This is a genomic window from Streptomyces sp. NPDC059917, assembly GCF_042730635.1.
Lineage (GTDB): Bacteria > Actinomycetota > Actinomycetes > Streptomycetales > Streptomycetaceae > Streptomyces.
Genome location: NZ_JBHWLC010000046.1, coordinates 1 through 25,312 on the forward strand (window position 1 = coordinate 1; position 25,312 = coordinate 25,312).

The following is a 25,312-nucleotide window of genomic DNA, read 5'->3' on the forward strand; positions in this document are numbered from 1 at the left end:
GCCCGGCGCCGCCGCATCCGGCGCCCCGGCGCCCGCGGCCGCCCCCGCGGCCCCGGTCCCGGTCGCCGCGGCTCCCGCGCCCGCCGCCCCGGTGGCCTCCGGGCCCGGGATGGCCGCCGGTGCCGGACAGGTCCAGGCGATGTGGCCCGGCGTCCTGGAGGCGGTCAAGAACAAGCGCCGCTTCACCTGGATCCTGCTCAGCCAGAACGCCCAGGTGGTCGGCTTCGACGGCGCCGTCCTCCAGCTCGGCTTCCCCAACCCCGGAGCCCGCGACAACTTCGCGAGCAGCGGCAGCGAGGACGTCCTCAAGCAGGTCCTGTCCGAGCAGTTCCAGGTCAACTGGAAGATCGAGGCCGTGGTGGGCGGCGGTCAGCCCGCCCCCGTCTCCACCTCGTACTCGGCCCCGCCGCCGTCGTACGCGCCCCCCGCCCCGGCCCCCGCGTACCAGCCGCCGCAGGCCCAGGCCCCGCAGCAGCCGGCGGCCCCGGCGTACCAGCCGCCGCCGGCCCAGGGCCACCAGCAGCAGCCCCCGGCCGCGCCCGCGCCCGTCCCGATGCGGGAGCCCGTACGGCCCGAGGACGACGTACCGGAAGAGGACGATCCGGATCTCGTGGACAGCGCGCTGACCGGACACGACCTGATCGTGCGCGAGCTCGGAGCCACCGTGGTGGAGGAATATACGAACGACTAGGGCCCCCTCATTGGGGTGGCCGCACGAAAGGCATCGTCGCAGGCGGGCTAGGCTGCACCCGTGAAGGTCCTCGTCATCGGCGGCGGCGCCCGCGAACACGCCCTGTGCCGCTCTCTGTCCCTCGACCCCGACGTCAGTGCGCTCTACTGCGCCCCCGGCAACGCCGGCATCGCCGAGGTGGCGGAGCTGCGCCCGGTGGACGCCCTCGACGGCGAAGCCGTGGCCCGGCTGGCCACCGAACTGGGGGCGGGCCTGGTCGTTGTCGGGCCCGAGGCGCCCCTGGTCGCCGGGGTCGCCGACGCCGTGCGCGCGGTCGGCATCCCCGTCTTCGGCCCCTCCGCCGAGGCGGCGCGGCTGGAGGGCTCCAAGGCCTTCGCCAAGGACGTGATGGCCGGGGCCGGTGTCCCGACCGCCCGTTCCTACGTCTGCGCCACCCCCGCAGAGGTGGACGAGGCCCTCGACGCCTTCGGCGCCCCGTACGTCGTCAAGGACGACGGACTCGCCGCCGGCAAGGGCGTCGTGGTGACCGAGGACCGGGCCGTCGCCCGCGCCCACGCGCTGGCCTGCGACCGGGTGGTCATCGAGGAGTTCCTCGACGGCCCCGAGGTCTCGCTCTTCGCCATCACCGACGGCGTCACCGTGCTGCCGCTCCAGCCCGCGCAGGACTTCAAGCGCGCGCTCGACGGCGACGAGGGCCCCAACACCGGTGGCATGGGTGCCTACTCGCCGCTGCCCTGGGCCGACCCCAAGCTCGTCGACGAGGTCATGGCGAGCGTGCTCCAGCCGACCGTGGACGAACTGCGCCGCCGCGGCACCCCCTTCTCCGGCCTGCTCTACGCCGGTCTCGCGATCACCTCGCGGGGCGTGCGCGTCATCGAGTTCAACGCGCGCTTCGGCGACCCCGAGACCCAGGTCGTCCTCGCCCGGCTGAAGTCCCCGCTCGCGAGCGTCCTGCTGAACGCGGCCCGGGGCACGCTGGACGCCGAGCCGCCGCTGTCCTGGCGCGCGGACGCGGCCGTCACGGTCGTCATCGCCTCCCACAACTACCCGGAGACCCCGCGCACCGGGGACCCGATCGAGGGCCTGGCCGAGGTCGCGGCCGAGGACGCCCCGACGGCGTACGTGCTGCACGCGGGCACCCGCCGGGAGGGCGACGCCGTCGTCAGCGCGGGCGGTCGCGTGCTGTCGGTGACGGCGACCGGTTCCGATCTGGCGCAGGCCCGCGAGAGGGCGTATAAGGCCGTCGCGCGGATCCGGCTGGCCGGTTCGCAGCACCGCACGGACATCGCGGCCAAGGCCGCCGAAGGCCGCTGAAGTCGGCCGCGGAGCACTGACCAGCGGGGTCTCCCCCACCCTTCGCCACGCGGGCCCGGAGCGCACTCGACGCGCTCCGGGCCCGCGCGTGCGACTGCATCCGGCCGCGTTCGAACGCACCCAGCTTTACCCAAAGCCATTCCATCGGGTGATCGATGCCCGGTCCGCCTGACGGCCGCCCCGGCCCCAACTAGGGTGCGGCGCAAGCACTCCGGCACTTGGCCCACCGGCATTGCGATGTCAGTGGCGGGTGTCACAGTGGGGGAGTGACCAAGACCGTCGCAGGGCAGAGGGGGTGACGTCCGGCCGTGTCCGGAACCGTATCGACCAAGGAGGTGGGCGCGCAGTCCGCGCGCTCCCGGGCCCTGGCCGTGCTGCGCGTGCGCAGCAGGGCACTGGCCCTCGCACTCCTGCCCGCCGCCTTCGCGGTGGTCCTGGTGGCCGCGCGCACGACCGGGCGGCTGGCCGGTGACCCCTGGGGCACCGTCACCCTCGTCGTCTGCGCCGTCGCGGCGCTCGTGCTGCTGGTCGCCGGCGTGTTCGGCGCGGTGGTGCTGCGGGCCGCGCCGGCCGTGACGCCGACGGTCGCGCTGGCCGAGGCCGCCGCGCCCGACCTCTACCGGATGGTGCGGGACCTGGCCGACCGGATGCAGGTGCCGGCGCCCTCCGCGATAGCCCTGACCCCCGACTGCGACAGCTGGTTGGAGGACCGTACCCACGCCGCGCACCGCAGGCGGGGCGCGGTCGCCGGACGGCCGGCCGGCCCGGAGACGGTGCCCGGCGCGGCTCCGGTCCTGGTGATCGGTTCGCCGTTCCTGTGGTGGATGCGGGTCGCCGAGCTACGGGCGGTGCTCGCCCCCGTCGTCGCGGGCACGGGCCCTTCCGCGCACCCCGACATAGCCGACGCCCGCCGCTTCGTGCGCGGGTTGGACGCGGCCGCCGACGTCGGCAACCGGCCCGGCCTCGGCTGGATCGGGCGGACGGCCCGGCTGCTGCTGCGGCTCTGCCGCACGGACGCGGCCGAGATGGAGCGCGGGGTGGCCGCGGCCGCCGCGGACCGGGCCCAGGGCGTGGACTACGGGCTGCGCATCGTCGCCCAGGAGCAGGTCGGCCTCGCCTACGCGGGCTGGGACCGGCTGCTGACCCGGGTCGCGCTGCCCGCCTGGCGGATGGGCCGCTGGCCCGCACACCTCGACACCGGGGTGGTCCGCGCGCTGACCGAGCTGTCCCGGCGCGACCGGCTGGCCGAGGGCTTCACCTCCCGCCTCGGCGAGCGTCCCGCCTGCGATCTGCTGGAACAGCCCGGGGTGGTCGACGAGGCGGCGTCGCTGCTGGCCGCGCGGCTCTTCCACGGCGGTCCGGCCGAAGTCGGTCCGGACTGGTCGCCGGTGGACTGGGCGGCGTATCCGGAGGAGGTCGTGGACCGCAAGTGGCGCACGGAGGCGGCCCGCTTGCACCGCTCCCTGGACGTCCTGGCCGGGGCCGCGCCGCAGGGCGCGGGGGCCGGGGACGCGGCGGGCGGACCGACGCTGGAGCGGGTGCTGCGCCACCTGTCCGTCGACGGGGCGGTCGGGGCGGCCGGGACCGACGGCGCCGATGCGGACGCACTGGCCGGGCGGCTCTGCGCGGACCTGGCGCGCGAGGAGCGGGCCGTCGCCGAGCGGGCCGGCGTGGGCGCCGGTGCGAAGGCGCGCGGCGCGGACGCGGTCCCGCTGTTCCCGTTGCAGGCCCCGCGCAGCGGCCGGGACCTGCTGGCCGACCACGTCATGGCGATGGTGTGCTGCGCGGCCGTGGACTCGGCGGGCGGTGCGCCGGGCCTGGACTGGCTGGACGGACCGGTGCTGCTGGTCGCCGGCGCGCGCTGCGCCGACCTGGCGCCGCCGGTGCTCGCCCTGGTGGAGGACGGCGATCCCGCCCCGCTGCGCGAGTGGCTCGCGGACCTGGGGATCCGTCCCGAGAAGCCGGTCCGGCTGGTCTGAGCGCCGGGCGCCACCTCCGTGCCCCGGATGAGGGCGCGGAGGGGAGTGCGCGGCGCCCGTGGAGGCGTACGGGTCGCACGGGTAAGCGGATGTGAATGTTCCGGTCACGTCAATTCGCGACGAACGGTGACGGAGTGCGTGCGTTATGTGATGTGCTGGGACCGGTCGCGGGCATGGACGCGACGAGGCCGGGCATACGCGTTCGGGGGAGCGAGGGAGGGGAGCGGTATGGGTGCGGACCAGATCCGGCGTTGGGAGTCAGGTGCGCTCGCGCACGCGGTGAACGACCCCTTCGGCCAAGGTCCGTTGCCCTGGTTCCGGGGCAGCGAGGTGTACATCGGCGACACCGGCCAGGTGCTCCCCTGGTACGTGGACCCCTCCTTGGCGCCCGGCCAGGTCCCCCGCGCCCGCACGAGCGGCCCCCGCACCGCCGATGACGTGCACCGCCAGATCAAGGGCTTCGCCTCCACCGGGGCCGTCGCCCCCGGCGAGGCCATCGACTTCCGCATCACCGTCGACCCGCCCCAGCAGTTCTCGGTCGACATCTACCGGATCGGCCACTACGGCGGCGACGGCGCCTCGAAGATCCACTCCAGTCCGCGGCTGTCGGGCATCGTCCAGCCCGCCCCGCTCACCGCCGACCGCACGGTCTCCTGCCACCACTGGTGGCTGTCGTGGCGGCTCCAGGTGCCCTCGTACTGGAACCTCGGCGCGTACGTCGCCGTCCTGACCACCGACGACGGCCACCGCTCGCACATCCCCTTCACGGTCCGCGACGACCACCCCGCCGACCTGCTGCTGCTCCTGCCCGACATCACCTGGCAGGCCTACAACCTCTATCCGGAGGACGGCCGCACCGGCGCGAGCCTCTACCACGCGTGGGACGAGGAAGGGCGCCTCCTGGGCGAGGAGGACGCGGCCATCACGGTCTCCTACGACCGCCCCTACGCGGGCGCGGGCCTGCCGCTGCACGTCGGCCACGCCTACGACTTCATCCGCTGGGCGGAGCGCTACGGCTACGACCTGGCCTACGCCGACACCAACGACCTGCACGCGGGCCGCGTCGACCCGACCCGCTACCGGGGCCTGGTCTTCCCCGGCCACGACGAGTACTGGTCGGTCCCGATGCGCCGGACCGCCGAGCGGGCCCGCGATCACGGCACCTCCCTGGTCTTCCTCTCCGCCAACACCATGTACTGGCAGGTGGAGCTCTCCCCCTCGCCGTCCGGGATCCCCGACCGGCTGTTGACCTGCCGAAAACGCCGCGGCCCCGGCCGCCCCGCCCTCTGGCGCGAGGTGGACCGGCCGGAACAGCAGCTGCTGGGCATCCAGTACGCCGGCCGCGTCCCCGAACCCGCGCCCATGATCGTGCGCAACGCCACCCACTGGCTCTGGGACTCCACCGGGGCCACGGAGAACGACGAGCTGCCCGGCCTGGTCGCCGGTGAGGCCGACCGCTACTTCCCGCGCACCCAGCTGCCCGAGCACCAGGACCGGATCCTGCTCGCGCACTCCCCGTACGACGACACCGAGGGCCACCGGCGCCACCAGGAGACCTCCCTGTACCGCGCGCCCAGCGGCGCCCTCGTCTTCGCCTCCGGCACCTTCGCCTGGTCCCCGGCGCTCGACCGCCCCGGCCACGTCGACGAGCGGGTGCAGAAGGCCACCGCGAACCTCCTCGACCGGATCTGCAAGCGCGACTGACGGGAGCGGGACCCCTGGGGCCGGGACGGCGCACCCGATGCGGGAGAATGGGCCTGCGCTCGTACAGAACCACAGGGAGACCCCGTGTCCGGATTCGTCGAAAAGCCCGAGCCGGTGCAGGTGCCGGGCCTCGTCCACCTCCACACCGGCAAGGTGCGCGACCTCTACCGCGACGGAGACGGCAACCTCGTCATGGTCGCGAGCGACCGGATGTCCGCCTTCGACTGGGTGCTGCCCACGGAGATCCCGGACAAGGGCCGCGTCCTGACGCAGCTCTCCCTCTGGTGGTTCGAGCAGCTCGCGGACATCACCCCGAACCACGTGATCAGCACCGAGCTGCCGGCCGGCGCCCCCGCCGACTGGGCGGGCCGCACCCTGATCTGCCAGAACCTCGACATGGTCGCCGTCGAGTGCGTGGCCCGCGGCTACCTCACCGGCTCGGGGCTCGCCGAGTACGAGCAGACCCGGACCGTGTGCGGCCTCGCGCTCCCCGAGGGCCTCGTGGACGGCTCCGAGCTGCCCGCCCCGATCTTCACCCCGGCCGCCAAGGCCGCGGTCGGCGAGCACGACGAGAACGTCTCCTACGAGGAGGTCGCGCGGACCACCGGTCCCGAGACGGCGGCCCTGCTGCGCCAGGCGACCCTCGCCGTGTACGGGCGGGCCCGCGACATCGCCCGGGAGCGCGGGATCATCCTGGCGGACACCAAGTTCGAGTTCGGCTTCGACAAGGACGGCGCCCTGGTCGCCGCCGACGAGGTGCTGACCCCGGACTCCTCCCGCTTCTGGCCCGCCGACCTGTGGGAGCCGGGCCGCGCGCAGCCCTCCTACGACAAGCAGTACGTCCGCGACTGGCTGGCCTCCCCGGCCTCCGGCTGGGACCGCCACGGCGAGCTGCCGCCGCCCGCGCTGCCGCAGGACGTGGTCGAGCAGACCCGCGCCAAGTACATCGAGGCGTACGAGCGGCTCACCGGCCAGAGCTGGAAGAGCTGGACCTGATCCGCGCCGCCCGGGCCCGCCTTCGCGGCGGGCCCGGGAGCCGGTTCGCCGGACATGCGGACGCGCGGGCGGACACGAAGAAACCCCTGGTCGATGACCAGGGGTTTCTTCCTTACAGAGCGGACAACGCGACTCGAACGCGCGACATCCACCTTGGCAAGGTGGTGCTCTACCAACTGAGCTATGTCCGCAAGCGCCGTAAGGCGAGACCTACTATACCCAACCCCGGGCCCGTGCGAGACGCACTGCCGTGTGCCGGTTCTCGGCGCCCAGCTTCGCCGCCGCCGAGGAGAGGTAGTTGCGCACGGTGCCCTGTGACAGCGAGGCCCGCTCCGCGATCTCCGCGACCGGTGCCCCGTCCGCCGCGAGCTCCAGCACCTCCGCCTCCCGGGCGGTCAGCGGGGAGTCCCCGGCGCTGATCGCGTCGGCCGCCAACTCCGGGTCCACGTACCGCCCTCCGGCGTGCACGGTCCGGATGATCTCGGCCAGCCGCCGCGCCGAGACGGTCTTGGGCGCGAAGGCCCGCACGCCCGCGCTCAGGGCCCGCTTCAGGTGCCCGGGGCGGCCGTGACTGGTCACGATCATGGTCCGGCAGTCCGGGAGTTCGGCCCGCAGGGATGTGGCCACGCTCACACCGTCCGCCCCGGGCATCTGGAGGTCCAGCACCGCCACGTCCGGCCGGTGGGCCCGCGCCATGGCGAGGGCCTCGGGCCCCGTGGCCGCCTCGGCGACCACCAGGAGGTCGTCCTCCAGCCCCAGCAGCGCGGCCAGCGCACCCCGGATCAGGTGCTCGTCGTCGGCGAGCAGCACCCGTACGGGGCCCACCGCGGCCCCCGCGCCGTACGCACCGCCCGCGCCGCCGTCGGCGCCCGTGCCGCCCGTGCCGCCCGTGTTCACGTCCGTGCCTCCTCGTGTGCGCGTTCCGCCCGCGGCTGCTGCCCGGGCACCTCGGCCCGCAGCCGGAAGATGCCCGGCGCGTCCCCCCTCGACACGGTCCCCGTCTCCAGCGAACCCCCCAGCGCCGCCAGCCGCTCCCGCAGCCCCGCGAGCCCCGATCCCCCGTCGCGACCGGCCCCGTCGCGACCGGTCCCGACCGGCTCCGGCGGCGCCCCGTCGTTCTCGACGACCAGCACCACCGCCCCCGCGTCCCCGCCCGTCAGCCGGATCAGGCAGCCGCGGGCGTCCCCGTGCCGCAGCACGTTGGTGGTCGCCTCGCGGACCACCCAGCCCAGCGCGGACCGCACCGCCACCGGCAGATCCGGCAGGTCCGGCGGCTCCGACAGCTCGACCCGGCAGTCGATGCCGGCGGCGCCCAGCACCCCGCGCGCTCCCTCCAGCTCCACCGCGAGATCGGCCTCCCGGTAGCCCCGCACCACGTCCCGCACCTCCCGCTGCGATTCCCGCGCGATCCGCTGCACCTCGACCATCTGGTCCACCGCCTCCGCGCGCCCGCGCCGCGCCAACTGGACCGCGAGCTCGCTCTTGAGCGCGATCACCGCGAGGTTGCGGCCCATCACGTCGTGCAGGTCCCGGCCGAAGCGCAGCCGCTCCTCGGCGACCGCCAGCCGGGCCTCCAGCTCCCGCGCCCGGTCCAGCTCCCACACCGTGGCCAGCAGCCAGACGGAGAAGGCGTAGGTGCAGCAGAGCAGCAGGCTGCTGATCAGCACCCCGATCAGCAGCCCGAGCGCCAACCGGCCGGAGTGGCCCACCGCGAGGGCCGCCAGCGCCGTGCCGACCGCCGCGCCCGGGGGCACGTACCGCGCGCGCCGGGCGGACTCCAGGGCCATCGTGAGCGCGCCGGCGCCGAAGCTGACCGCCCCGACCGCCGCCGTCGTGCCCACCTCCGGGGTGAGCCGGGCCGGGTCGGTCATCAGGGCGAGGGGGACGACCACCGCGGCGCCGCTGACCAGCGAGGTGACGAGGGCGAGGCGGGCCGGGCGGGCGCGGCGGCCCGCCACCCGGTCCAGTGCGCGCGAGGTGAGCACCCCGCACAGCACGGCGTGCACGCTGACCAACAGCAGGACCAGGAGGCCGAGTCGGCCGCTGCCCCCGGAGGACATGAGCGGGAGCAGCCCGATCGACACGATCTCCATCACCACGAAGAGGTGGAACGAACCGCGGGTGTACAGATCGACCTTGGCCGCGCTGCCGCGGTCCTTCCACCACCCGGTCAATCTGGACACGGGCCCGCCCCCCGACCTCTAGCGCCGCGGTTCCCAGCGGAACCACCGACCCACAGCAAACACCGTGACGGCGATCCAGACCAGCGTGGTCGCCGCCGGTGCGAGCAGGGCCGCGTCCCCGCCCGCCCAGCCCGCCCGCACCAGGGTCATCACCCCGCTCAGCGGCAGCAGTTCGGCCACCCGGCCGACGCCGCCGGGCAGCGAGTCGGCCGGTACGAACAGCCCGGAGCCGATCATCGAGACGAGGAAGAGCGGGAGCGTGGTCAGGCCCGCGCTCTCCACGTTGCGGGTGAACGCGCTGGTGAGCGCCGAGAGTCCGGCCAGCAGCACGATCCCGGCGAGGACGGCGGCGACGAGCACCGCGGGGTCCTGCGGGGCGCGCACGTGGAGTGCGGGCGCCCCCGCGAGGACCAGGACGGCGGACTGCGCCGACGCCAGCACGGCGGCGGGCAGCGCGGTCCCGGCCAGGATCTCCAGGTCCCCGGCCTCGCCGGTGCGCAGCCGCTTGAGGACCAGTTCCTCGCGCCGGGCGACGTACGCCGAGACGAGGTTCATGTAGACGACGAGCAGCAGCACCGCGCCGATGCCGCCGGTCAGGGTGGCTTCGCCGACGGCGGCCGCGCCGTTCGCGCTGAGGGTGGAGCGCAGGGCGAGGACCAGTGCCAGCGGCATCAGCAGCGCCACGGACAGCGCGGCCCGGTTGCGGACCAGGAGGGTGAGTTCGGACCGGCCGAGGGCGGCGAGCCGCCGCGGCCGCAGGTCCGGGAGGCGCGGGCCGCGCGGGCCGCCGGTCGCGGCCCTGCCCGGGGCGCTCATCGGCTTCCCGCCGTCGCGTCGGCGCGCTCGTCCGCGCGGTGGCCGCGGGCGATCTCCAGGAAGGCCTCCTCCAGCGAGGCCGACCGCGCGTCCAGCCCGGCCAGCTCCACCGCGGCCCCGTCGGCCCAGCGCAGCAGCTCACCGAGCGTCGACTGGAGCCGGTCGGTACGGATCTCCACCCGCTGCCCGTCGGCGGCGGCCCGCAGCGCGAGCGGCAGCCTGGCCGCCGCCACCCCCGCGGGCAGGGTGAACCGGATCCGGGCCGGTCGGGTCGCGCTCACCTCGGCCGGGGTGCCGGACAGGGCGATCCTCCCCTCGTGCAGGATCGCCAGCCGGTCCGCCAACTCCTGCGCCTCCTCCAGGTAGTGCGTGGTCAGCAGCACCGTGGTGCCCTCCTCCCGCAGCGCCCGCACCAGCGCCCAGGTCTCCCGGCGCCCTTCCGGGTCCATGCCGGTGGTCGGCTCGTCGAGGAAGAGCACCTCGGGCCGCCCGAGCAGGGCCAGCGCCAGGTCGAGCCGCCGCCGCTCGCCACCGGACAGCTGCTTGACCCGTACGTCCGCCCGCTCCCCGAGCCGGACCAGCTCCAGTACCTCGGCGCCCGGGCGGGCGCCGCTGGTGACTCCGGACCACATGCGGACGGTCTCCGCGACGGACAGGTCGGAGGGGAAACCGCCCTCCTGGAGCATCACCCCGGTGCGGGGGCGCACGGCCGCCCGCCGGTGGAAGGGGTCGAGGCCGAAGACCCGGACCCGGCCCGCGCTCGGCAGGGCCAACCCCTCCAGCAGCTCGACGGTGGAGGTCTTCCCGGCCCCGTTGGTGCCGAGGAGGGCGAAGACCTCGCCGCGGGCGACGGAGAAGGAGACGCCGCGCACGGCCTCGAACCCGCCCGAGTAGCCGCGGCGCACCTCCTCGGCTTCGATCACTGTCCGCTCGGTGTCAGTCATGGACCCAGCCTCCGGCCGGTTCCGGGAGCGGGTCAGTGCGCGGTGTCACCACGACCGATGACATTTGTCATCGCAGGTCGGGAGCGGGTGAGGGCAACGCAGAAGGCCCCAGTCGATGACTGGGGCCTTCTGATGAAACTCTTGAATCAAGAGCGGACGACGAGACTCGAACTCGCGACATCCACCTTGGCAAGGTGGTGCTCTACCAACTGAGCTACGTCCGCAAACTCGCGATGATCGCTTCCCGAAGGGGGCCATCAAGCGGTTGCGAGCATCACTCTACCCGATCCACCACAGTGGTCGGTAAAGCGTGCAGAGCGGGTGACAGGAATTGCACACTGCGCCTTCCCCCTGGAAGAGGGATGTTCTGCTACTGAACTACACCCGCACGACCTTCGGGGCTTTGACCTGCGGTCTGGCCCCTCGGCGTGATCCACACACTAGCCGATCCCTGGGGGTGGATGGCAAATCGGGGGTCAGTGGGCGGCGTTGTACGCCTCGTAGACCTTCTTGGGGATGCGGCCGCGGGGCGGCACGTCGAGCTGGTTGGAGCGCGCCCAGGCGCGGACGACCGCCGGGTCGGGGGCGATCGACGTGTGCTTGAAGGTCTTCCCGGAGCGGGACTGCCGGCGCCCCGCCGCCACGTAAGGAGCCAGGCCCTTGCGGAGCTTCTTTGCGTTGGCGACATTGAGGTCGATCTCGTACGACTTACCGTCCAGAGCGAAGACGACCGTTTCCGCCGCTTCTCCGCCGTCGATGTCGTCGGAGATCGTGACTACTACGCGCTGCGCCACGGATATCGGTCCCTTCGTGCGGCACCGGCACGGGTTGACGTGGGGTGATGCCGACTGTGTGGATGCTTCGGAGCATTGCTTCTTTCCCCCGGTTTTCGGGGGGATTCCTTTGTACCGTGATTCGCGTTGTATAGCGAAGCCCAGTTAATTCGCTCCGCGTGTCCCGCCGCAATCCCGAGTGCGTGTTTTTCCGAGGGATTTTGCGAAGCGTTGGTGAAGCCGAAACCGCCCGGCGGGGTCCTCCGTCCGATATCTACCCGCGTAGAAATTTTGGCCGGGTACGCTGATGGAACCGCCTTCGCACCAACCACCACACGGGAGTGCCCGATGGCACGCGTCGTAGTCGACGTCATGCTCAAGCCGGAGATCCTCGACCCCCAGGGCCAGGCGGTGCAGCGTGCGCTGCCGCGCCTGGGCTTCGAAGGGATCGCCGACGTCCGCCAGGGGAAGCGCTTCGAGTTGGAGGTGGAGGGACCGGTCGACCAGGCCGCCCTCGACCGCATCCACAAGATGGCCGAAACGTTCCTCGCCAACACCGTCATCGAAGACTTCACCGTGAAGGTCGAGGCCTGACGGTGACCACTCGCATCGGAGTCGTCACGTTCCCCGGAACGCTCGACGACCGTGACTCGCTGCGCGCCGTTCGCCTCGCGGGGGCCGAGCCGGTCTCGCTGTGGCACCGCGACAAGGACCTGCACCAGGTCGACGCGGTCGTCCTCGCGGGCGGCTTCAGCTACGGCGACTACCTGCGCGCCGGAGCCATCTCCCGGTTCTCGCCGGTGATGGAGACCATCATCGAGCAGGCCAGGGCGGGCATGCCCGTCCTCGGCATCTGCAACGGCTTCCAGGTCCTCACCGAGGCCCACCTGCTGCCGGGGGCGATGCTCCGCAACAACCACCTGCACTTCATCTGCCGCGACCAGAAGCTGCGGGTGGAGAACGCGGAGACCGCGTGGACCGGCGACTACGCCGCCGGCCAGGAGATCTCCGTACCGCTGAAGAACATGGACGGCCGGTACGTCGCCGACGAGCACACGCTCGACGAACTGGAGGCCGAGGGTCGCGTGGCCTTCCGGTACCTCGACGTCAACCCGAACGGCTCGCTCCGCGACATCGCGGGCATCACCAACGCCGCGGGCAACGTGGTCGGCCTCATGCCGCACCCCGAGCACGCGGTCGAGCCGCTGATCGGGACGGGCCGCACCGACGGCCTCCCGTTCTTCACCTCGGTCCTGAAGAAGCTGGTCAGCGCATGAGCCTCGACACCGTCAAGAACGCCACCGAGACCCCGGACGCCTCCCAGCCGTGGAAGGAACTCGGCCTCAAGGAGGACGAGTACGCCCGGATCCGCGAGATCCTCGGCCGCCGCCCCACCGGCGCCGAGCTCGCCATGTACTCCGTCATGTGGTCCGAGCACTGCTCGTACAAGAGCAGCAAGGTCCACCTGAGGCAGTTCGGCGAGAAGGTCCCCGAGAACGACGCCATGCTCGTCGGGATCGGCGAGAACGCCGGTGTCGTCGACGTCGGCCAGGGCTACGCGGTCACCTTCAAGGTCGAGTCGCACAACCACCCGTCGTACATCGAGCCCTACCAGGGCGCGGCCACCGGCATCGGCGGCATCGTGCGCGACATCCTGGCCATGGGGGCCCGCCCGGTCGCGGTCGTGGACCCGCTGCGCTTCGGCGCCGCCGACCACCCCGACACCAAGCGCGTCCTGCCGGGCGTCGTCGCGGGCATCGGCGGCTACGGCAACTGCCTGGGCCTGCCCAACATCGGCGGCGAGGTCGTCTTCGACTCCTGCTACCAGGGCAACCCGCTGGTCAACGCCGGCTGCATCGGCGTGATGAAGCACGAGGACATCCACCTCGCCAAGGCCTCCGGCCCCGGCAACAAGGTCATCCTCTACGGCGCCCGCACCGGCGGCGACGGCATCGGCGGCGTCTCGGTCCTCGCGTCCGAGACCTTCGACGACACGAAGCCCACCAAGCGCCCCGCGGTGCAGGTCGGCGACCCCTTCCAGGAGAAGCTCCTCATCGAGTGCACCCTGGAGATCTTCAAGGAGAAGCTGGTCGCGGGCATCCAGGACCTCGGCGGCGCCGGGCTCTCCTGCGCCACGTCCGAGCTGGCCTCGGCCGGTTCCGGCGGCATGCGCGTCGAGCTGGACACCGTGCCGCTGCGCGACGCGACGCTCTCGCCCGAGGAGATCCTCATGAGCGAGTCGCAGGAGCGCATGTGCGCGATCGTCGAGCCGCGGTACGTCGAGCGGTTCATGGAGATCTGCGAGAAGTGGGACGTCATCGCCACCGTCATCGGTGAGGTGACCGAGGGCGAGCGCCTGGAGATCTTCTGGCACGGCGAGCAGATCGTGGACGTGCCCCCGGGCACCGTCGCCCACGAGGGCCCCGTCTACAACCGCCCCTACGCGCGCCCCTCCTGGCAGGACGCGCTCCAGGCGGACGACGCGGCCAAGCTGCCCCGCCCGCAGACCTCCGAGGAACTGCGCGCGCAGGTCCTGGCCCTGGTCTCCTCCCCGAACCAGGCCTCCAAGTCCTGGATCACCGACCAGTACGACCGCTTCGTGCAGGGCAACACGGTGCTCTCGCAGCCCGAGGACGCCGGCATGGTCCGCATCGACGAGGAGACCAACCTCGGCGTCGCCATGGCCACCGACGGCAACGGCCGCTTCGCCAAGCTCGACCCCTACACGGGCGCGCAGCTGGCGCTGGCGGAGGCCTACCGCAACGTGGCGGCGACCGGCGCGAAGCCGCTGGCCATCTCCGACTGCCTGAACTTCGGTTCCCCCGAGGACCCGGACGTCATGTGGCAGTTCGCCGAGGCCACCCGCGGTCTCGCCGACGGCTGCCTGGAGCTGGGCACCCCGGTCACCGGCGGCAACGTCTCGCTCTACAACCAGACCGGTGACACCGCGATCCACCCGACCCCGGTCGTGGCGGTCCTCGGTGTGATCGACGACGTCAACCGCCGCACGCCGATGGCGTTCGCGGAGGCCGGCCAGCTGCTGTACCTGCTGGGCGACACGGCCGAGGAACTGGGCGGCTCCGCCTGGTCCGAGGTGGTCCACCAGCACCTCGGCGGCATGCCGCCCAAGGTGGACCTGGCCCGCGAGAAGCTCCTCGGCGAGATCCTGATCTCGGGCTCGCGCGACGGCATGATCGACGCCGCGCACGACCTGTCCGACGGCGGCCTCGTCCAGGCGCTCGTCGAGTCCTGCCTCAAGGGCGGCAACGGCGCGCGGATCGTGGTCCCGGAGGCGCTGGACGCCTTCACCTTCCTCTTCTCCGAGTCCGCCGGCCGGGCCGTCGTGGCCGTGCCGCGCAGCGAGGAACTCCGCTTCACCGACATGTGCGGCGCCCGCGGCCTGCCCGCCACCCGCATCGGTGTCGTGGACGGCGAAGAGATCGAGATCCAGGGCGAGTTCACGCTCACCCTGGACGAACTGCGCACCGCGCACGAGGCGACCATCCCGGCACTGCTCGCCTGAGCCGCCGCTCCGCCACGAGCCGAGCCCCCGTCCGGAACCGCTGCGGACGGGGGCTCGTCCGTTCGGTCGAGCGGGCAGCCCGCACCGTCGTCGGTGCGGGGCCGGCGGGCGAACGGGGGCGAGATGTCGCGGAGTCGGGGCCGATGGCTCCTCGGGGTCGGGCTGCCGGTGGCTCTGGTGGCCGCCGGGGTGGCGGGTTGGTTCGTCCACGACCGATACGGGGACCGCGCGCAGAGCCGGTCCGCGATCACCACGGCCTGCCGGGGGCTGATCGACCCGGACGCGGTGATGCGGGTCGGCGGGAACACGATGGACGCCGGCCCGGCGGGAGCGCACCTGTGCGTGCTGCGGCGGGCGGTGACCTTCGAGGGCCAGCGGGAGATGCGGGAGTTCCTCTCCCTCACGGTGACCTCCTCCAAGGACGCCGAACCGGGCGACAGCCGCTTCGAGCAGGGCGCGCGCGGGGTCACGGCGATCGCGAAGTGCGTCGATCCGACCGCGTCCGGCGGAGTGACCTCCCTGCGGGTCACCGCCGCGACCGAGGGGGACGGCCCGGGCCGCGGCGAGCCCGGCTTCCTGGCGGAGCTGGCCCGTGGGGCGGCCCTGCGCGCGGCGGCGGAGGCGGGCTGCGCGGTCACCTTGCCGGCGGCCCCGAAGTCCTGACCGCGCGCGCCCCGCCGGACCGGGGACGTAGGGTCGGCCCATGCCGCCCGCCAAGAAGAAGCCGCGCACCTACGACCACGCCAGGACCGGCGCGGCCGTCCTCGCCCAGTTCGGTCATGTCCAGGACGCCGTAAGGGGGTTGGACCCCGAGCAGCTGGCCGGACCGAGCGGGGTCGGGCACTGGTCCGTCGCCGAACTCGCCGCGCACATCGCCTGGATCGCCGACTCGCTGGCCACCGGACTCTCCCGGCCGCCCGCCGCCGTCGCCGTACTGTCCGCCGAGGAGTGGCCCTCCGCCACGGCCTCCCTGGCGGGGAAGATCGCCGAAGCGGCCAAGGAGACCCTGGAGGGGGCCCCGCTCACGGAGCTGTACGACCGGGCCGGGGCCCGGCTGGCCGAGGCGCTGGAGTCGCACCCCGCCAGCCGGGTCCTGGACCTGTGGATCGGGGCCATGACCCTGGCCGACTTCGTGGTCACCCGGACCGTCGAACTGGTCGTGCACACCGATGACCTGCGGCGCGCCACCGGCGTCGAGGTCCCGATCGACCGCCAGGCCCTGGCCGCCTGCACCCGGCTGCTCGCCGACGCCCTCGCGCTGAAGGCACCGGGCGGAGCGGTGGAGTTCCGCGTTCCGCCGTTCGCGGTGGTCCAGTGCGTCGAGGGGCCCCGGCACACCCGGGGCACCCCGCCGAACGTGGTGGAGACCGACCCGGTCACCTGGATCCGGCTCGCCGCCGGCCGCGAGAGCTGGGCCGGGGCCCTGGCGGACGCCCGGGTCCGGGCCAGCGGCGAGCGCGCCGACCTCTCCGCGCTGCTCCCCCTGATGAGCTGACGCGCCGCACGGGGGCGTCGCACGGGCCCCCGTGCGGTGCGGGATCAGGCCGGGTACGGGAGCAGTCCCGCGTCCGTCTTCTCCCAGGCCGCCCGCAACTCCGCGAGCCGGGCCGGTTCCAGGGCCGCCTTGTCGGCCTGCTCGCGGATGTCCCCGGCCAGGTTGAAGAGCTGGTCGCGGCCCGTCCTGCCGCGGTAGTACTTCCAGTCGCCGCGGCGCAGCGCCCGCTCCCCGCGCACCCGCCAGAACAGGTCGTGCTGCGGGGCCTTCTCGCCGCGCAGCAGGTACCCGGCCAGGCTCCTGCCGTCGAGCGGGTGGGCCCGGTCGGGGCGGGCCCCGGCCAGTTCCAGCAGGGTCGCCGTCCAGTCCGGGGTGACCACGGGCACGTGGCTGACCTGGCCGCCGTCGATCCGGGACGGCCAGCGGACGATGGTGGGGACCCGGATCCCGCCCTCCTGCAGGGAGGCCTTGTTGCCGGTCAGCGGCCAGTTGTAGGAGAAGCGCTCGCCGCCGTTGTCGCTGGCGAAGAAGACGAGGGTGTCGTCCTCCTGCCCGGAGCGCTTCAGCGCGGCGAGCACCTGGCCGACCGAGCGGTCGAGGTCCTCGACCATCTGCTTGTACTTCTCGACCGAGCCGCCGTCCTGGTGCCACAGCGCGCGCCCGTCCCCCGCCTTGATCCGGCGGACGACCTCCTTGCTCTCCTCGGTGTCGCCGTCGGCTATCCAAGGCCAGTGCGGGGTGGTGAAGTTCAGGTTCAGCAGCCACGGCTTGTCGTGGCGGCGGCCGACGTACTCGCTCGCGCGCTCGGTCAGGATCCGGGTGTAGTACCGCAGGTCCTTGTACTCGGCGTCGCCCTCGTAGAGGTCGTACTCGCCGCCCAGCCCCAGCTTGGAGTAGTACTCCAGGGCTCCGCCGAAGTTGCCGAAGAACTCGTCCCAGCCGGACTTGGTGGGGCTGTAGTCGGGGAGGTAGCCGCAGTGCCACTTCCCGATCAGCGCGGTGGCGTAGCCGGACGCGCGCAACAGCGAGGCCAGCGTGGGGTGGGTGGGTTCCAGGCCCGCCGACTTGTCGGCGATCGGCTCGGCCAGTCCGCCCCGGGTGCGGCCCGGGTAGCGGCCGGTGTAGAGGCTGAACCGGGTCGGCGAGCAGGTCGCCGACCCCGAGTAGGCGTCGGTGAACCGGACTCCCTGGCGGGCCAGTCGGTCCAGGTTCGGGGTCTTGATGTGCGGGGCGCCGTAGGAGGACAGATCGGCCCAGCCCAGGTCGTCCCCGAGGATGAACAGGATGTTCGGGCGGCGCCCGGAGCGGCCGCGGGCCGCCTTGAACTCCCGTTCCCGGGGCTGCGCGTACTGCGCCTCGGGCGCGGCATCGGCGGCCGGGGCCGCCTGCGCCGGGGAGGCGGCGAGAGCGACGGCGGCGGTGGCCGCGCCGGCCCCCACCGCACCGCCGAAGGCGCGCCGGGACAGCTCGGATCGGTTGGTGCTCACAGAGGTACTCCAGTCCAGGGCGGAGCCGCCGACGGAAGTCTCCGGCCGGCCCAGACAGAAAAGACCCAGAAAGGGTCAGAAAAGGGAAAAGAACCGCGAAATGTGAGTGGTTACGCGGAACAGCGACAGATAGCGCTCGCGACACGGACCAGGTCTACGTGGCGGCGCTCAACGAGGGTGACGCACTGGTCACCGAGGGACTGCATGGAGGGGAGCTTGTGCGAACCCACAGGTACCTGTCAACCAGGGCATCCCGGATATCGAGACGGTCACCCTGCGTCCGGTTTACCGGACTGTCCGCACTGTGACATTTCCTGGCCTTCGCCAATTCGGACCAGTGGTCGATCTCGCCTACACTCAAAGCGTGCCTCGTGGTGATGGACGACTCAACCACGACCTGCTCCCCGGTGAGAAGGGCCCCCAGGACGCTTGCGGCGTCTTCGGTGTCTGGGCTCCGGGTGAAGAGGTCGCCAAGCTCACCTACTTCGGACTGTATGCACTGCAGCACCGCGGACAAGAGTCCGCGGGAATCGCTGTGAGCAACGGTTCCCAGATCCTCGTCTTCAAGGACATGGGCCTCGTGTCCCAGGTCTTCGACGAAACCTCCCTCGGATCCCTCCAAGGTCATATCGCGGTCGGTCACGCCCGCTACTCGACCACCGGAGCCTCCGTCTGGGAGAACGCGCAACCCACCTTCCGTGCGACGGCCCACGGCTCCATTGCCCTGGGTCACAACGGAAACCTGGTGAACACCGCCGAGCTGGCGGGGATGGTCGCCGACCTCCCCCGGCAGGACGGCCGTGCCACCCAGGTGGCCGCGACCAACGACACGGACCTCGTGACGGCCCTGCTCGCCGGGCAGACGGACGACGACGGCCGCCCCCTGACCATCGAGGAGTCGGCCACCAAGGTCCTCCCGCAGGTCAAGGGCGCCTTCTCGCTCGTCTTCATGGACGAGGGGACGCTCTACACCGCTCGTGACCCGCAGGGCATCCGCCCGCTGGTCCTCGGCCGCCTGGAGCGCGGCTGGGTGGTGGCGAGCGAGACCGCCGCCCTCGACATCTGCGGCGCCAGCTTCGTCCGCGAGGTCGAACCGGGCGAGCTCATCGCGATCGACGAGAACGGTCTGCGTTCCTCCCGATTCGCGGAAGCGAAGCCCAAGGGCTGTGTCTTCGAGTACGTCTACCTGGCGCGCCCGGACACCGACATCGCCGGCCGGAACGTCTACCTCTCGCGCGTCGAGATGGGCCGTCGCCTGGCCAAGGAAGCCCCGGCCGATGCCGACCTGGTGATATCGACACCGGAGTCCGGCACGCCCGCCGCCGTCGGATACGCCGAAGCCAGCGGGATCCCGTACGGCGTCGGCCTGGTCAAGAACGCCTACGTCGGCCGGACCTTCATCCAGCCCTCGCAGACGATCCGCCAGCTCGGCATCCGGTTGAAGCTGAACCCCCTCAAGGAAGTCATCCGGGGCAAGCGCCTGGTGGTCGTCGACGACTCGATCGTCCGCGGCAACACCCAGCGCGCCCTGGTCAAGATGCTCCGCGAGGCCGGCGCGGCCGAGGTCCACATCCGGATCTCCTCCCCGCCCGTGAAGTGGCCCTGCTTCTTCGGCATCGACTTCGCCACCCGTGCGGAGCTGATCGCCAACGGCATGACCGTCGACGAGATCGCCACCTCCATGGGTGCCGACTCCCTCTCGTACATCTCGCTCGACTCGATGATCGAGGCGACGACCATCCAGAAGCCCAACCTCTGCCGGGCCTGCTTCGACGGCGAGTACCCCATGGAGCTGCCCGACCCGCAGCTGCTGGGCAAGCAGCTCCTGGAGACCGAGCTGGCCGGTGGCAAGGACGCCGCCGACGCGCTCCGTCGTCCCTGATCACGCACCCGCAGTAACCGCAGTAACGACACGAAAGCTCATCCCTGTCATGACAGAGAAGACCACCGGTGCCAGCTACGCAGCCGCGGGCGTCGACATCGAAGCGGGCGACCGCGCCGTCGAGCTGATGAAGGAGTGGGTGAAGAAGACGCAGCGCCCCGAGGTCCTCGGCGGCCTCGGCGGTTTCGCCGGCCTCTTCGACGCCTCCGCCCTCAAGCGCTACGAGCGCCCGCTCCTGGCCTCGGCCACCGACGGCGTCGGCACCAAGGTGGACATCGCCCGCCAGCTCGGCGTGTACGACACGATCGGCCACGACCTGGTCGCGATGGTCATGGACGACATCGTCGTCTGCGGCGCCGAGCCGCTCTTCATGACCGACTACATCTGCGTCGGCAAGGTCCACCCGGAGCGGGTCGCGGCCATCGTCAAGGGCATCGCCGAGGGCTGCGTCCTGGCCGGCTGCGCCCTGGTGGGCGGCGAGACCGCCGAACACCCGGGTCTGCTCGGTCCGGACGACTTCGACGTCGCCGGCGCCGGTACGGGAGTCGTCGAGTACGACTCCCTGCTCGGCGCGGACCGCATCCGTACGGGGGACGCCGTCATCGCGATGGCTTCGTCCGGGCTTCACTCGAACGGGTACTCGCTGGTCCGCCACGTCCTCCTCAACCACGCCAAGATGGCGCTGGAGGGGCACGTGGAGGAGCTCGGCCGGACCCTGGGCGAGGAGCTCCTGGAGCCGACCAAGATCTACTCGCTGGACTGCCTGGCCCTCACCCGCACCGCCGAGGTCCACGCCTTCTCGCACATCACGGGCGGCGGCCTCGCGGCCAACCTCGCCCGGGTCGTCCCGGACCACCTGCACGCCACGGTCGACCGCTCGACCTGGGCCCCCGGTGCGATCTTCGACCTGGTCGGCCGCGCCGGCAAGGTCGAGCGCCTGGAGCTGGAGAAGACGCTGAACATGGGCGTCGGCATGATGGCCGTGGTTCCGCAGGAATCCGTGGACGTGGCCCTGACCACGCTGGCCGACCGGGGCGTCGACGCCTGGGTCGCCGGCGAGATCCTCGACCGCGGCGCGCACACCGAGGGCTCGACCCTCACGGGCGACTACGCGAGCTGAGCTCCACAGGACCGGCCAAGGCGCCGGGAACGCACGGAAACCCGGTCCGGGGCTCAGGCCCTGGACCGGGTTTCAGTGTTGTTCGGATGCTGGTGGTGCGGTGTAGACGCTGGATGCGTCAAGCGCCGCGACGTTGCGCCGACGGGCCGGACTCTTCGTCCTCGTCCTCGTCATCGCCGTTGTACAACTTCGCGTACTTGGCGTACGGGTCGTCGTCATCGTCTTCCAGCTCGTCATCGACCTCGACGGGCGCGCTGACAGGCAGCGGGTCCGTCGGCGATGCGCCCAGCTCATTGGCCAGACGCGAGAGGTCAGTCCCGCCGCTGTTGTACTTCAGCTGGCGGGCGACCTTTGTCTGCTTGGCCTTGGCCCGGCCGCGCCCCATGGCTCGACCCCCTCGGTGACGGGGCTCGACGGCCCCAGAGTCTGACACGCGTTCATGGTTCGGAGCGGGCTCTCCGTGGAGAGACCGTCCGTAGGGCTTTAACGGTACCTGCTTCCGCGGCCATACGGTACGCCGCCCGCATGACGTGCCCCGGCACAGTGCCTGCGAGACGCCCCGTACTCGCTGGTCAGCTGCGATTTTAACCCTATATTGGCGAGCGACCCGCCGAAGCGCAGTGAGTTCCGTCTCTCCGCAACCCCGGCGGGTGCACACACGCCCTGAACCCGCCCCGAACCAGGGCCGGCGCCGGTTTCCACCGGGCGCCGACCCGTCGGTCGAACCCGTCGACTAGCCCCGCGCGGCGCGCGCTTCGGCCATCCGCTGCTCGGCGATCCGGTCGGCCGCCGCAGCCGGCGGAATCCCGTCCGACTTCGCACGTGCGAATATGGCCAGCGTGGTGTCGAAGATCTTCGTCGCCTTGGTCTTGCAGCGGTCGAAGTCGAAGCCGTGCAGCTCGTCGGCGACCTGGATCACGCCGCCGGCGTTGACCACGTAGTCCGGCGCGTAGAGGATGCCGCGGTCCGCGAGGTCCTTCTCCACGCCGGGGTGCGCCAGCTGGTTGTTCGCGGCGCCGCACACCACCTTCGCGGTGAGGACCGGCACGGTGACGTCGTCGAGGGCGCCGCCGAGCGCGCAGGGCGCGTAGATGTCCAGTCCCGCCAGCCGGATCAGCGCGTCGGTGTCGGCGACCGCCGTCACCTTGCCCGGGTGCTTGTCCAGGATCCGCTGCACGGACTCGGCGCGGACGTCGGTGATGACGACCTCCGCCCCGTCCGCCAGCAGGTGCTCCACCAGGTGGTGGCCGACCTTGCCTACGCCCGCGACGCCGACCTTGCGGCCGCGCAGGGTCGGGTCGCCCCACAGGTGCTGGGCGCTGGCGCGCATGCCCTGGAAGACGCCGAAGGCGGTGAGCACCGAGGAGTCGCCGGCGCCGCCGTTCTCGGGGGAGCGGCCGGTGGCCCAGCGGGTCTCGCGGGCGACGACGTCCATGTCGGCGACGTAGGTGCCGACGTCGCAGGCGGTCACGTAGCGGCCGCCGAGGGACTCCACGAACCGGCCGTAGGCCAGCAGCAGTTCCTCGCTCTTGAGGACGTCCGGGTCGCCGATGATCACGGCCTTGCCGCCGCCGTGGTCGAGCCCGGCGAGGGCGTTCTTGTACGACATTCCGCGGGCGAGGTTGAGGGCGTCGAGGACGGCCTCCTCGTCCGAGGCGTACGCGTGGAAGCGCGTACCGCCGAGGGCGGGGCCCAGTGCGGTGGAGTGAAGGGCGATGACGGCCTTGAGGCCACTGGCGCGGTCCTGGCAGAGCACGACCTGCTCGTGGCCGCCCTGTTCCGTGCGGAACAGGGTGTGCAGGACGCCGTCGGTCATTTCGGTCACGGTGGTGACTCCCATGGATGAGATGCGGCGGGAAGCGCCCTCCTGCGGGTGGGGAGGGCGTTGTTGGGAGCAGCGTAAGACCTGCGGGCCGCCCCGGAGCGTCCTGTCCGGGGATCGGACGGCCGTTCGGACTTCTGAGCGGATTTCTCCCCGGTCGGGGGCGCGCGGCGGCGTACGGGCGCCCGGCGCGGGGGAGTACGAGAGCGTGAGCGAATCCCCCGACCCCCGGCTGCCCGCCGCGCGCCAGGCACCGACCGTCCCCTACGCGTCCTACCTGCGCGTGTACGAACCCCTGGCCGCCTTCGCGGAACCGGAGCGCGCGCACTGGGCCGACTACGCCCGGCGCGGGCACACCCCGACCGCCCAGGACGAGCTGCGCCGGTCGCTGGCCGACCTGGTGCGCGTGCCGCTGGTCGGGGTGCCGGCGCACGAGAGCGCGGACGCCTTCACCGCGGAGTGGGACGGGGTGCTGCTGGTGTGCCCGTGGCGGACCCGGCTGCGCGGCTGGCTGGCGCTCCAGGACTTGGAGGCCGACTTCCCGCGCCCGGTGCTGGACGCGGCCCTGCCGCCGGGGGTGCGCCGCCGGGCGGAGGAGGAGTACGAGGCCTGGCGGGAGCGGAACCCGGACGCGCGCCCGTGGATCCGCACGGCGGTCTGGCAGGTCCCGCTGCGGTGGTTCGTCCTGGTCGCGGACGAGGAGCGGGAGTACGTGCCCGGGGAGGTGCTGCGCTACCGGACGCCGATGGTCCAGGCGCGCCGCAGGCTCGCGCGCGGGCTGCGGACCCTGCGCGAGGCGGAGGGGTACGGGGCGTTGGCGGACGGCCTGGTCGAGGTCGGCAGCTGGCTGGAGGAGTTCCATCCGCGCTCGATGGTCGAGCTGGACTACGGCGGCCTGGTCCACGGACTGCCGGCGGCGGGGTTGGCGCGGGACCGGTCGGCGGCGGAACTGGCGGCGGGGATCGCGGCGCTGCGGGCGGGGGACACCGAAGGTGCCGTAGAGACGTACGTCATATTGGCCGACCGTTGGCGGGCTGTTCGGGAGAGACTGTTCGCCAACTAGCCGTATCGTCCGAACGGCCACAACCCGTGGTACTTCCGGACGATTCACTCATTAGGGTCTTAGTGCCAGGACCTACGTCCCGATCCGGGCCATTGGCTCAAGCGTGACGGACCGCACTTTCCACACCCTTGCGCCCTTCCCCTACCCTCGTGCCAAAATAGGACAAGGAGTCCGGGGAGGGTTCCTTCCGCCCAACTTTGGGCGGATTGCTCGACATTGCACGCTATGGGGGGTCTAGCGACTCCTGATCGCTCTGTGACTGATCGTTACGGTGGGGTGACTGTCCGTTATGGGACGGTCCATCGGCTTCCGCCGCTGATGAACACCTCGGAGGGCAATTCCATCGGTTTGGCCGACGAGGCTGGACAGATGGTGTAGTTGTAGTGCCGAGGACAAGCCGTTCGTCCTATAACCGACTCGGCCTTCGTCTGTCCATTTCGGGCAACGAGGGCCAAGGTGCAGAATTTAGAGGAAAGAACCGAGATGGTTCGGTTCTCCCGAGGAGGCCGCTCATGACCGCTCGCACCCCTGATGCCGAGCCGCTGCTGACCCCGGCTGAGGTTGCCACGATGTTCCGCGTGGACCCGAAGACGGTCACTCGCTGGGCCAAGGCTGGCAAGCTCACGTCCATCCGCACCCTGGGTGGGCACCGCCGCTACCGCGAGGCCGAGGTTCGCGCTCTGCTCGCGGGAATTCCGCAGCAGCGCAGCGAGGCCTGAGGTCCCGCAGCACAACCTTTTACCGGGTCGATATCGGATCCCCCAATCCGATGAAACCCGCATAGCTTCATGCGGCCCGGACCTGCCCCAACAGGTTCATCAGCCGTCGGTCGCGCTGGACTCCGCCGGGTCCAGCGCGATCTTTTTTATGCCCTGACGCGGGTGCGGGTGCCGTGTCGGCGGGGTCTCCCGAGAGGGGGTGCCATTGCACATATTAAATCGAAGAGGCGTAGGCGCGTGATAAACGTGGGTGTCTCAAAAACTCATGTGGTGACTCCCGTTACAGCTAACAACTCTTGTACATCCGGCATTGCGCCCGTAATGGGGCTGGCCGGACGGCAGAAGTCATGCCGGAGCGGGACCTTCGGCCCCCGGCGGGGGTTCCTGTCCCGGCCGCCGCCGCGCCTCGCGCTCCGCCTCCCGTGCGAGCCGCATGAGCCGGTTGCAGAGGAGGCAGTGACGCGTGAGGTGGCGGCGGCCTCCCGAGGCCGCCAGGTGGGCCCTCAGGAGCGCTCTGAGCTCGTCGCGGGCGTTCATGGGGGAAAGCCACACCTCCCGTGCCTGCGGCGGCCGTACGGCCCGTGATCTTCCCGGGGCCGGTCGCGCGCGCCGTGCGGTGCCGTGTCGTGCCGTGCTGTCGGGCGGAAACGCGACAGGGCCCGTATCCCTGGGGGATACGGGCCCTGTCGTTACTGCGAACCTGACGGGACTTGAACCCGCGACCTCCACCTTGACAGGGTGGCGAGCTAACCAACTGCTCCACAGGTCCTCGTTCGCGGCCACTTGGTGGCTGCGAAACCG

The 25,312-nt window shown here is 72.1% G+C and carries 23 protein-coding genes, 4 tRNA genes and 1 pseudogene; 14 read left to right on the top strand and 14 right to left on the bottom strand.

Features of this window, described 5'->3' with window-relative positions; genetic code table 11:
* The 5 genes and pseudogenes from ACFWAR_RS24790 to ACFWAR_RS24810 form a co-directional block, all read left to right on the top strand.
* Nucleotides 1-691: pseudogene (locus tag ACFWAR_RS24790) on the top strand (DNA polymerase III subunit gamma and tau); the annotation flags it as partial.
* A 60-nt stretch (nucleotides 692-751) separates the two neighbouring features.
* On the top strand, nucleotides 752-2,005 hold the full coding sequence (purD, locus tag ACFWAR_RS24795) for a phosphoribosylamine--glycine ligase (protein WP_385781022.1): 1,254 nt from the start codon (nucleotides 752-754) through the stop codon (nucleotides 2,003-2,005).
* Nucleotides 2,006-2,313: 308 nt separating this feature from the next.
* Nucleotides 2,314-3,984 (top strand): hypothetical protein, encoded by a 1,671-nt coding sequence (locus ACFWAR_RS24800; protein WP_385781025.1) that lies wholly within the window; start codon nucleotides 2,314-2,316, stop codon nucleotides 3,982-3,984.
* Nucleotides 3,985-4,212: 228 nt separating this feature from the next.
* A complete protein-coding gene (locus tag ACFWAR_RS24805; protein WP_385781028.1) occupies nucleotides 4,213-5,688 on the top strand; it encodes a N,N-dimethylformamidase beta subunit family domain-containing protein in 1,476 nt (491 codons plus the stop codon).
* 84 nt (nucleotides 5,689-5,772) lie between these two features.
* Nucleotides 5,773-6,684, top strand: a complete 912-nt coding sequence (locus ACFWAR_RS24810; protein ID WP_385781031.1) for a phosphoribosylaminoimidazolesuccinocarboxamide synthase — start codon at nucleotides 5,773-5,775, stop codon at nucleotides 6,682-6,684.
* Nucleotides 6,685-6,802: 118 nt separating this feature from the next.
* Here ACFWAR_RS24810 and ACFWAR_RS24815 read toward each other — a convergent pair.
* The 8 genes from ACFWAR_RS24815 to ACFWAR_RS24850 form a co-directional block, all read right to left on the bottom strand.
* Nucleotides 6,803-6,875 (bottom strand) — tRNA-Gly (locus ACFWAR_RS24815).
* A gap of 22 nt (nucleotides 6,876-6,897) precedes the next feature.
* On the bottom strand, nucleotides 6,898-7,509 hold the full coding sequence (locus tag ACFWAR_RS24820) for a response regulator (RefSeq protein ID WP_385781143.1): 612 nt from the start codon (nucleotides 7,507-7,509) through the stop codon (nucleotides 6,898-6,900).
* Nucleotides 7,510-7,577: 68 nt separating this feature from the next.
* Nucleotides 7,578-8,867, bottom strand: a complete 1,290-nt coding sequence (locus tag ACFWAR_RS24825; protein ID WP_385781033.1) for a sensor histidine kinase — start codon at nucleotides 8,865-8,867, stop codon at nucleotides 7,578-7,580.
* Nucleotides 8,868-8,885: 18 nt separating this feature from the next.
* Nucleotides 8,886-9,683 carry an ABC transporter permease gene (locus ACFWAR_RS24830; protein ID WP_385781035.1) on the bottom strand — a complete coding sequence of 266 codons (798 nt, stop codon included), beginning with the start codon at nucleotides 9,681-9,683 and terminating at the stop codon, nucleotides 8,886-8,888.
* A complete protein-coding gene (locus ACFWAR_RS24835; RefSeq protein WP_385781037.1) occupies nucleotides 9,680-10,627 on the bottom strand; it encodes an ABC transporter ATP-binding protein in 948 nt (315 codons plus the stop codon). The genes ACFWAR_RS24830 and ACFWAR_RS24835 overlap by 4 nt, the downstream gene beginning before the upstream one ends.
* A 151-nt stretch (nucleotides 10,628-10,778) precedes the next feature.
* Nucleotides 10,779-10,851 (bottom strand) — tRNA-Gly (locus tag ACFWAR_RS24840).
* Between the two features lie 92 nt (nucleotides 10,852-10,943).
* Nucleotides 10,944-11,015, bottom strand: a tRNA-Gly gene (locus ACFWAR_RS24845).
* Nucleotides 11,016-11,103: 88 nt separating this feature from the next.
* On the bottom strand, nucleotides 11,104-11,421 hold the full coding sequence (locus ACFWAR_RS24850) for an Lsr2 family protein (protein WP_354378979.1): 318 nt from the start codon (nucleotides 11,419-11,421) through the stop codon (nucleotides 11,104-11,106).
* Nucleotides 11,422-11,748: 327 nt separating this feature from the next.
* Here ACFWAR_RS24850 and purS point away from each other — a divergent pair, with 327 nt between their 5' ends.
* From purS to ACFWAR_RS24875, 5 genes are all read left to right on the top strand, one after another.
* The gene (gene purS, locus ACFWAR_RS24855; protein WP_030009438.1) at nucleotides 11,749-11,994 is read left to right on the top strand and encodes a phosphoribosylformylglycinamidine synthase subunit PurS; all 246 of its coding nucleotides are present in this window, start codon (nucleotides 11,749-11,751) and stop codon (nucleotides 11,992-11,994) included.
* A 2-nt stretch (nucleotides 11,995-11,996) separates the two neighbouring features.
* Nucleotides 11,997-12,677, top strand: coding sequence for a phosphoribosylformylglycinamidine synthase subunit PurQ (purQ, locus tag ACFWAR_RS24860; RefSeq protein WP_385781041.1), 681 nt, complete (start codon nucleotides 11,997-11,999; stop codon nucleotides 12,675-12,677).
* Entirely contained in the window at nucleotides 12,674-14,923 is a 2,250-nt protein-coding gene (gene purL / locus ACFWAR_RS24865; RefSeq protein WP_385781044.1) for a phosphoribosylformylglycinamidine synthase subunit PurL, read from the top strand. The genes purQ and purL overlap by 4 nt, the downstream gene beginning before the upstream one ends.
* A 123-nt stretch (nucleotides 14,924-15,046) precedes the next feature.
* On the top strand, nucleotides 15,047-15,586 hold the full coding sequence (locus tag ACFWAR_RS24870; RefSeq protein WP_385781046.1) for a hypothetical protein: 540 nt from the start codon (nucleotides 15,047-15,049) through the stop codon (nucleotides 15,584-15,586).
* A 40-nt stretch (nucleotides 15,587-15,626) separates the two neighbouring features.
* Nucleotides 15,627-16,418, top strand: coding sequence for a sterol carrier family protein (locus ACFWAR_RS24875; RefSeq protein ID WP_385781048.1), 792 nt, complete (start codon nucleotides 15,627-15,629; stop codon nucleotides 16,416-16,418).
* 44 nt (nucleotides 16,419-16,462) lie between these two features.
* Here ACFWAR_RS24875 and ACFWAR_RS24880 read toward each other — a convergent pair whose 3' ends face one another.
* Both ACFWAR_RS24880 and ACFWAR_RS24885 read right to left on the bottom strand, forming a co-directional pair.
* Nucleotides 16,463-17,905, bottom strand: coding sequence for a sulfatase-like hydrolase/transferase (locus ACFWAR_RS24880; protein WP_385781051.1), 1,443 nt, complete (start codon nucleotides 17,903-17,905; stop codon nucleotides 16,463-16,465).
* Nucleotides 17,906-18,015: 110 nt separating this feature from the next.
* Entirely contained in the window at nucleotides 18,016-18,111 is a 96-nt protein-coding gene (locus ACFWAR_RS24885) for a putative leader peptide (protein ID WP_385781054.1), read from the bottom strand.
* Between the two features lie 158 nt (nucleotides 18,112-18,269).
* On the opposite strand from ACFWAR_RS24885, the gene purF reads away from it, so the two are divergent.
* Nucleotides 18,270-19,787 (top strand): amidophosphoribosyltransferase, encoded by a 1,518-nt coding sequence (gene purF / locus ACFWAR_RS24890; RefSeq protein ID WP_385781057.1) that lies wholly within the window; start codon nucleotides 18,270-18,272, stop codon nucleotides 19,785-19,787.
* A 49-nt stretch (nucleotides 19,788-19,836) separates the two neighbouring features.
* Nucleotides 19,837-20,907 carry a phosphoribosylformylglycinamidine cyclo-ligase gene (gene purM, locus ACFWAR_RS24895; RefSeq protein WP_385781060.1) on the top strand — a complete coding sequence of 357 codons (1,071 nt, stop codon included), beginning with the start codon at nucleotides 19,837-19,839 and terminating at the stop codon, nucleotides 20,905-20,907.
* Between the two features lie 118 nt (nucleotides 20,908-21,025).
* Here purM and ACFWAR_RS24900 read toward each other — a convergent pair whose 3' ends face one another.
* Nucleotides 21,026-21,292: a DUF3073 domain-containing protein gene (locus ACFWAR_RS24900; protein WP_385781063.1), complete on the bottom strand. Its 267-nt coding sequence runs from the start codon at nucleotides 21,290-21,292 to the stop codon at nucleotides 21,026-21,028.
* 348 nt (nucleotides 21,293-21,640) lie between these two features.
* Complete coding sequence (locus tag ACFWAR_RS24905) at nucleotides 21,641-22,747, bottom strand: Glu/Leu/Phe/Val dehydrogenase dimerization domain-containing protein (RefSeq protein ID WP_354378989.1); 1,107 nt, start codon at nucleotides 22,745-22,747, stop codon at nucleotides 21,641-21,643.
* Nucleotides 22,748-22,937: 190 nt separating this feature from the next.
* Between ACFWAR_RS24905 and ACFWAR_RS24910 the strand changes: the two genes are divergently transcribed.
* Nucleotides 22,938-23,792 (top strand): hypothetical protein, encoded by an 855-nt coding sequence (locus ACFWAR_RS24910; protein ID WP_385781065.1) that lies wholly within the window; start codon nucleotides 22,938-22,940, stop codon nucleotides 23,790-23,792.
* Nucleotides 23,793-24,304: 512 nt separating this feature from the next.
* Complete coding sequence (bldC, locus tag ACFWAR_RS24915; RefSeq protein ID WP_003949541.1) at nucleotides 24,305-24,511, top strand: developmental transcriptional regulator BldC; 207 nt, start codon at nucleotides 24,305-24,307, stop codon at nucleotides 24,509-24,511.
* Between the two features lie 345 nt (nucleotides 24,512-24,856).
* Here the strand turns inward: bldC and ACFWAR_RS24920 are convergent, their stop codons facing one another.
* The gene (locus ACFWAR_RS24920) at nucleotides 24,857-25,048 is read right to left on the bottom strand and encodes a DUF6274 family protein (protein WP_385781068.1); all 192 of its coding nucleotides are present in this window, start codon (nucleotides 25,046-25,048) and stop codon (nucleotides 24,857-24,859) included.
* Nucleotides 25,049-25,206: 158 nt separating this feature from the next.
* Nucleotides 25,207-25,280 (bottom strand) — tRNA-Asp (locus tag ACFWAR_RS24925).
* Nucleotides 25,281-25,312 lie beyond the last annotated feature (32 nt).

What these genes read in the sequence shown, in the direction of transcription:
- ACFWAR_RS24870 (WP_385781046.1), top strand. Translation starts at nt 15,047, where the DNA reads ATGTCGCGGAGTCGGGGCCGATGGCTCCTCGGGGTCGGGCTGCCGGTG.
- purS (WP_030009438.1), top strand. Translation starts at nt 11,749, where the DNA reads ATGGCACGCGTCGTAGTCGACGTCATGCTCAAGCCGGAGATCCTCGAC.
- ACFWAR_RS24805 (WP_385781028.1), top strand. Translation starts at nt 4,213, where the DNA reads ATGGGTGCGGACCAGATCCGGCGTTGGGAGTCAGGTGCGCTCGCGCAC.
- ACFWAR_RS24835 (WP_385781037.1), bottom strand. Translation starts at nt 10,627, where the DNA reads ATGACTGACACCGAGCGGACAGTGATCGAAGCCGAGGAGGTGCGCCGC.
- ACFWAR_RS24830 (WP_385781035.1), bottom strand. Translation starts at nt 9,683, where the DNA reads ATGAGCGCCCCGGGCAGGGCCGCGACCGGCGGCCCGCGCGGCCCGCGC.
- ACFWAR_RS24885 (WP_385781054.1), bottom strand. Translation starts at nt 18,111, where the DNA reads ATGCAGTCCCTCGGTGACCAGTGCGTCACCCTCGTTGAGCGCCGCCAC.
- purL (WP_385781044.1), top strand. Translation starts at nt 12,674, where the DNA reads ATGAGCCTCGACACCGTCAAGAACGCCACCGAGACCCCGGACGCCTCC.
- ACFWAR_RS24900 (WP_385781063.1), bottom strand. Translation starts at nt 21,292, where the DNA reads ATGGGGCGCGGCCGGGCCAAGGCCAAGCAGACAAAGGTCGCCCGCCAG.
- purM (WP_385781060.1), top strand. Translation starts at nt 19,837, where the DNA reads ATGACAGAGAAGACCACCGGTGCCAGCTACGCAGCCGCGGGCGTCGAC.
- ACFWAR_RS24920 (WP_385781068.1), bottom strand. Translation starts at nt 25,048, where the DNA reads ATGAACGCCCGCGACGAGCTCAGAGCGCTCCTGAGGGCCCACCTGGCG.
- bldC (WP_003949541.1), top strand. Translation starts at nt 24,305, where the DNA reads ATGACCGCTCGCACCCCTGATGCCGAGCCGCTGCTGACCCCGGCTGAG.
- ACFWAR_RS24905 (WP_354378989.1), bottom strand. Translation starts at nt 22,747, where the DNA reads ATGGGAGTCACCACCGTGACCGAAATGACCGACGGCGTCCTGCACACC.
- ACFWAR_RS24875 (WP_385781048.1), top strand. Translation starts at nt 15,627, where the DNA reads ATGCCGCCCGCCAAGAAGAAGCCGCGCACCTACGACCACGCCAGGACC.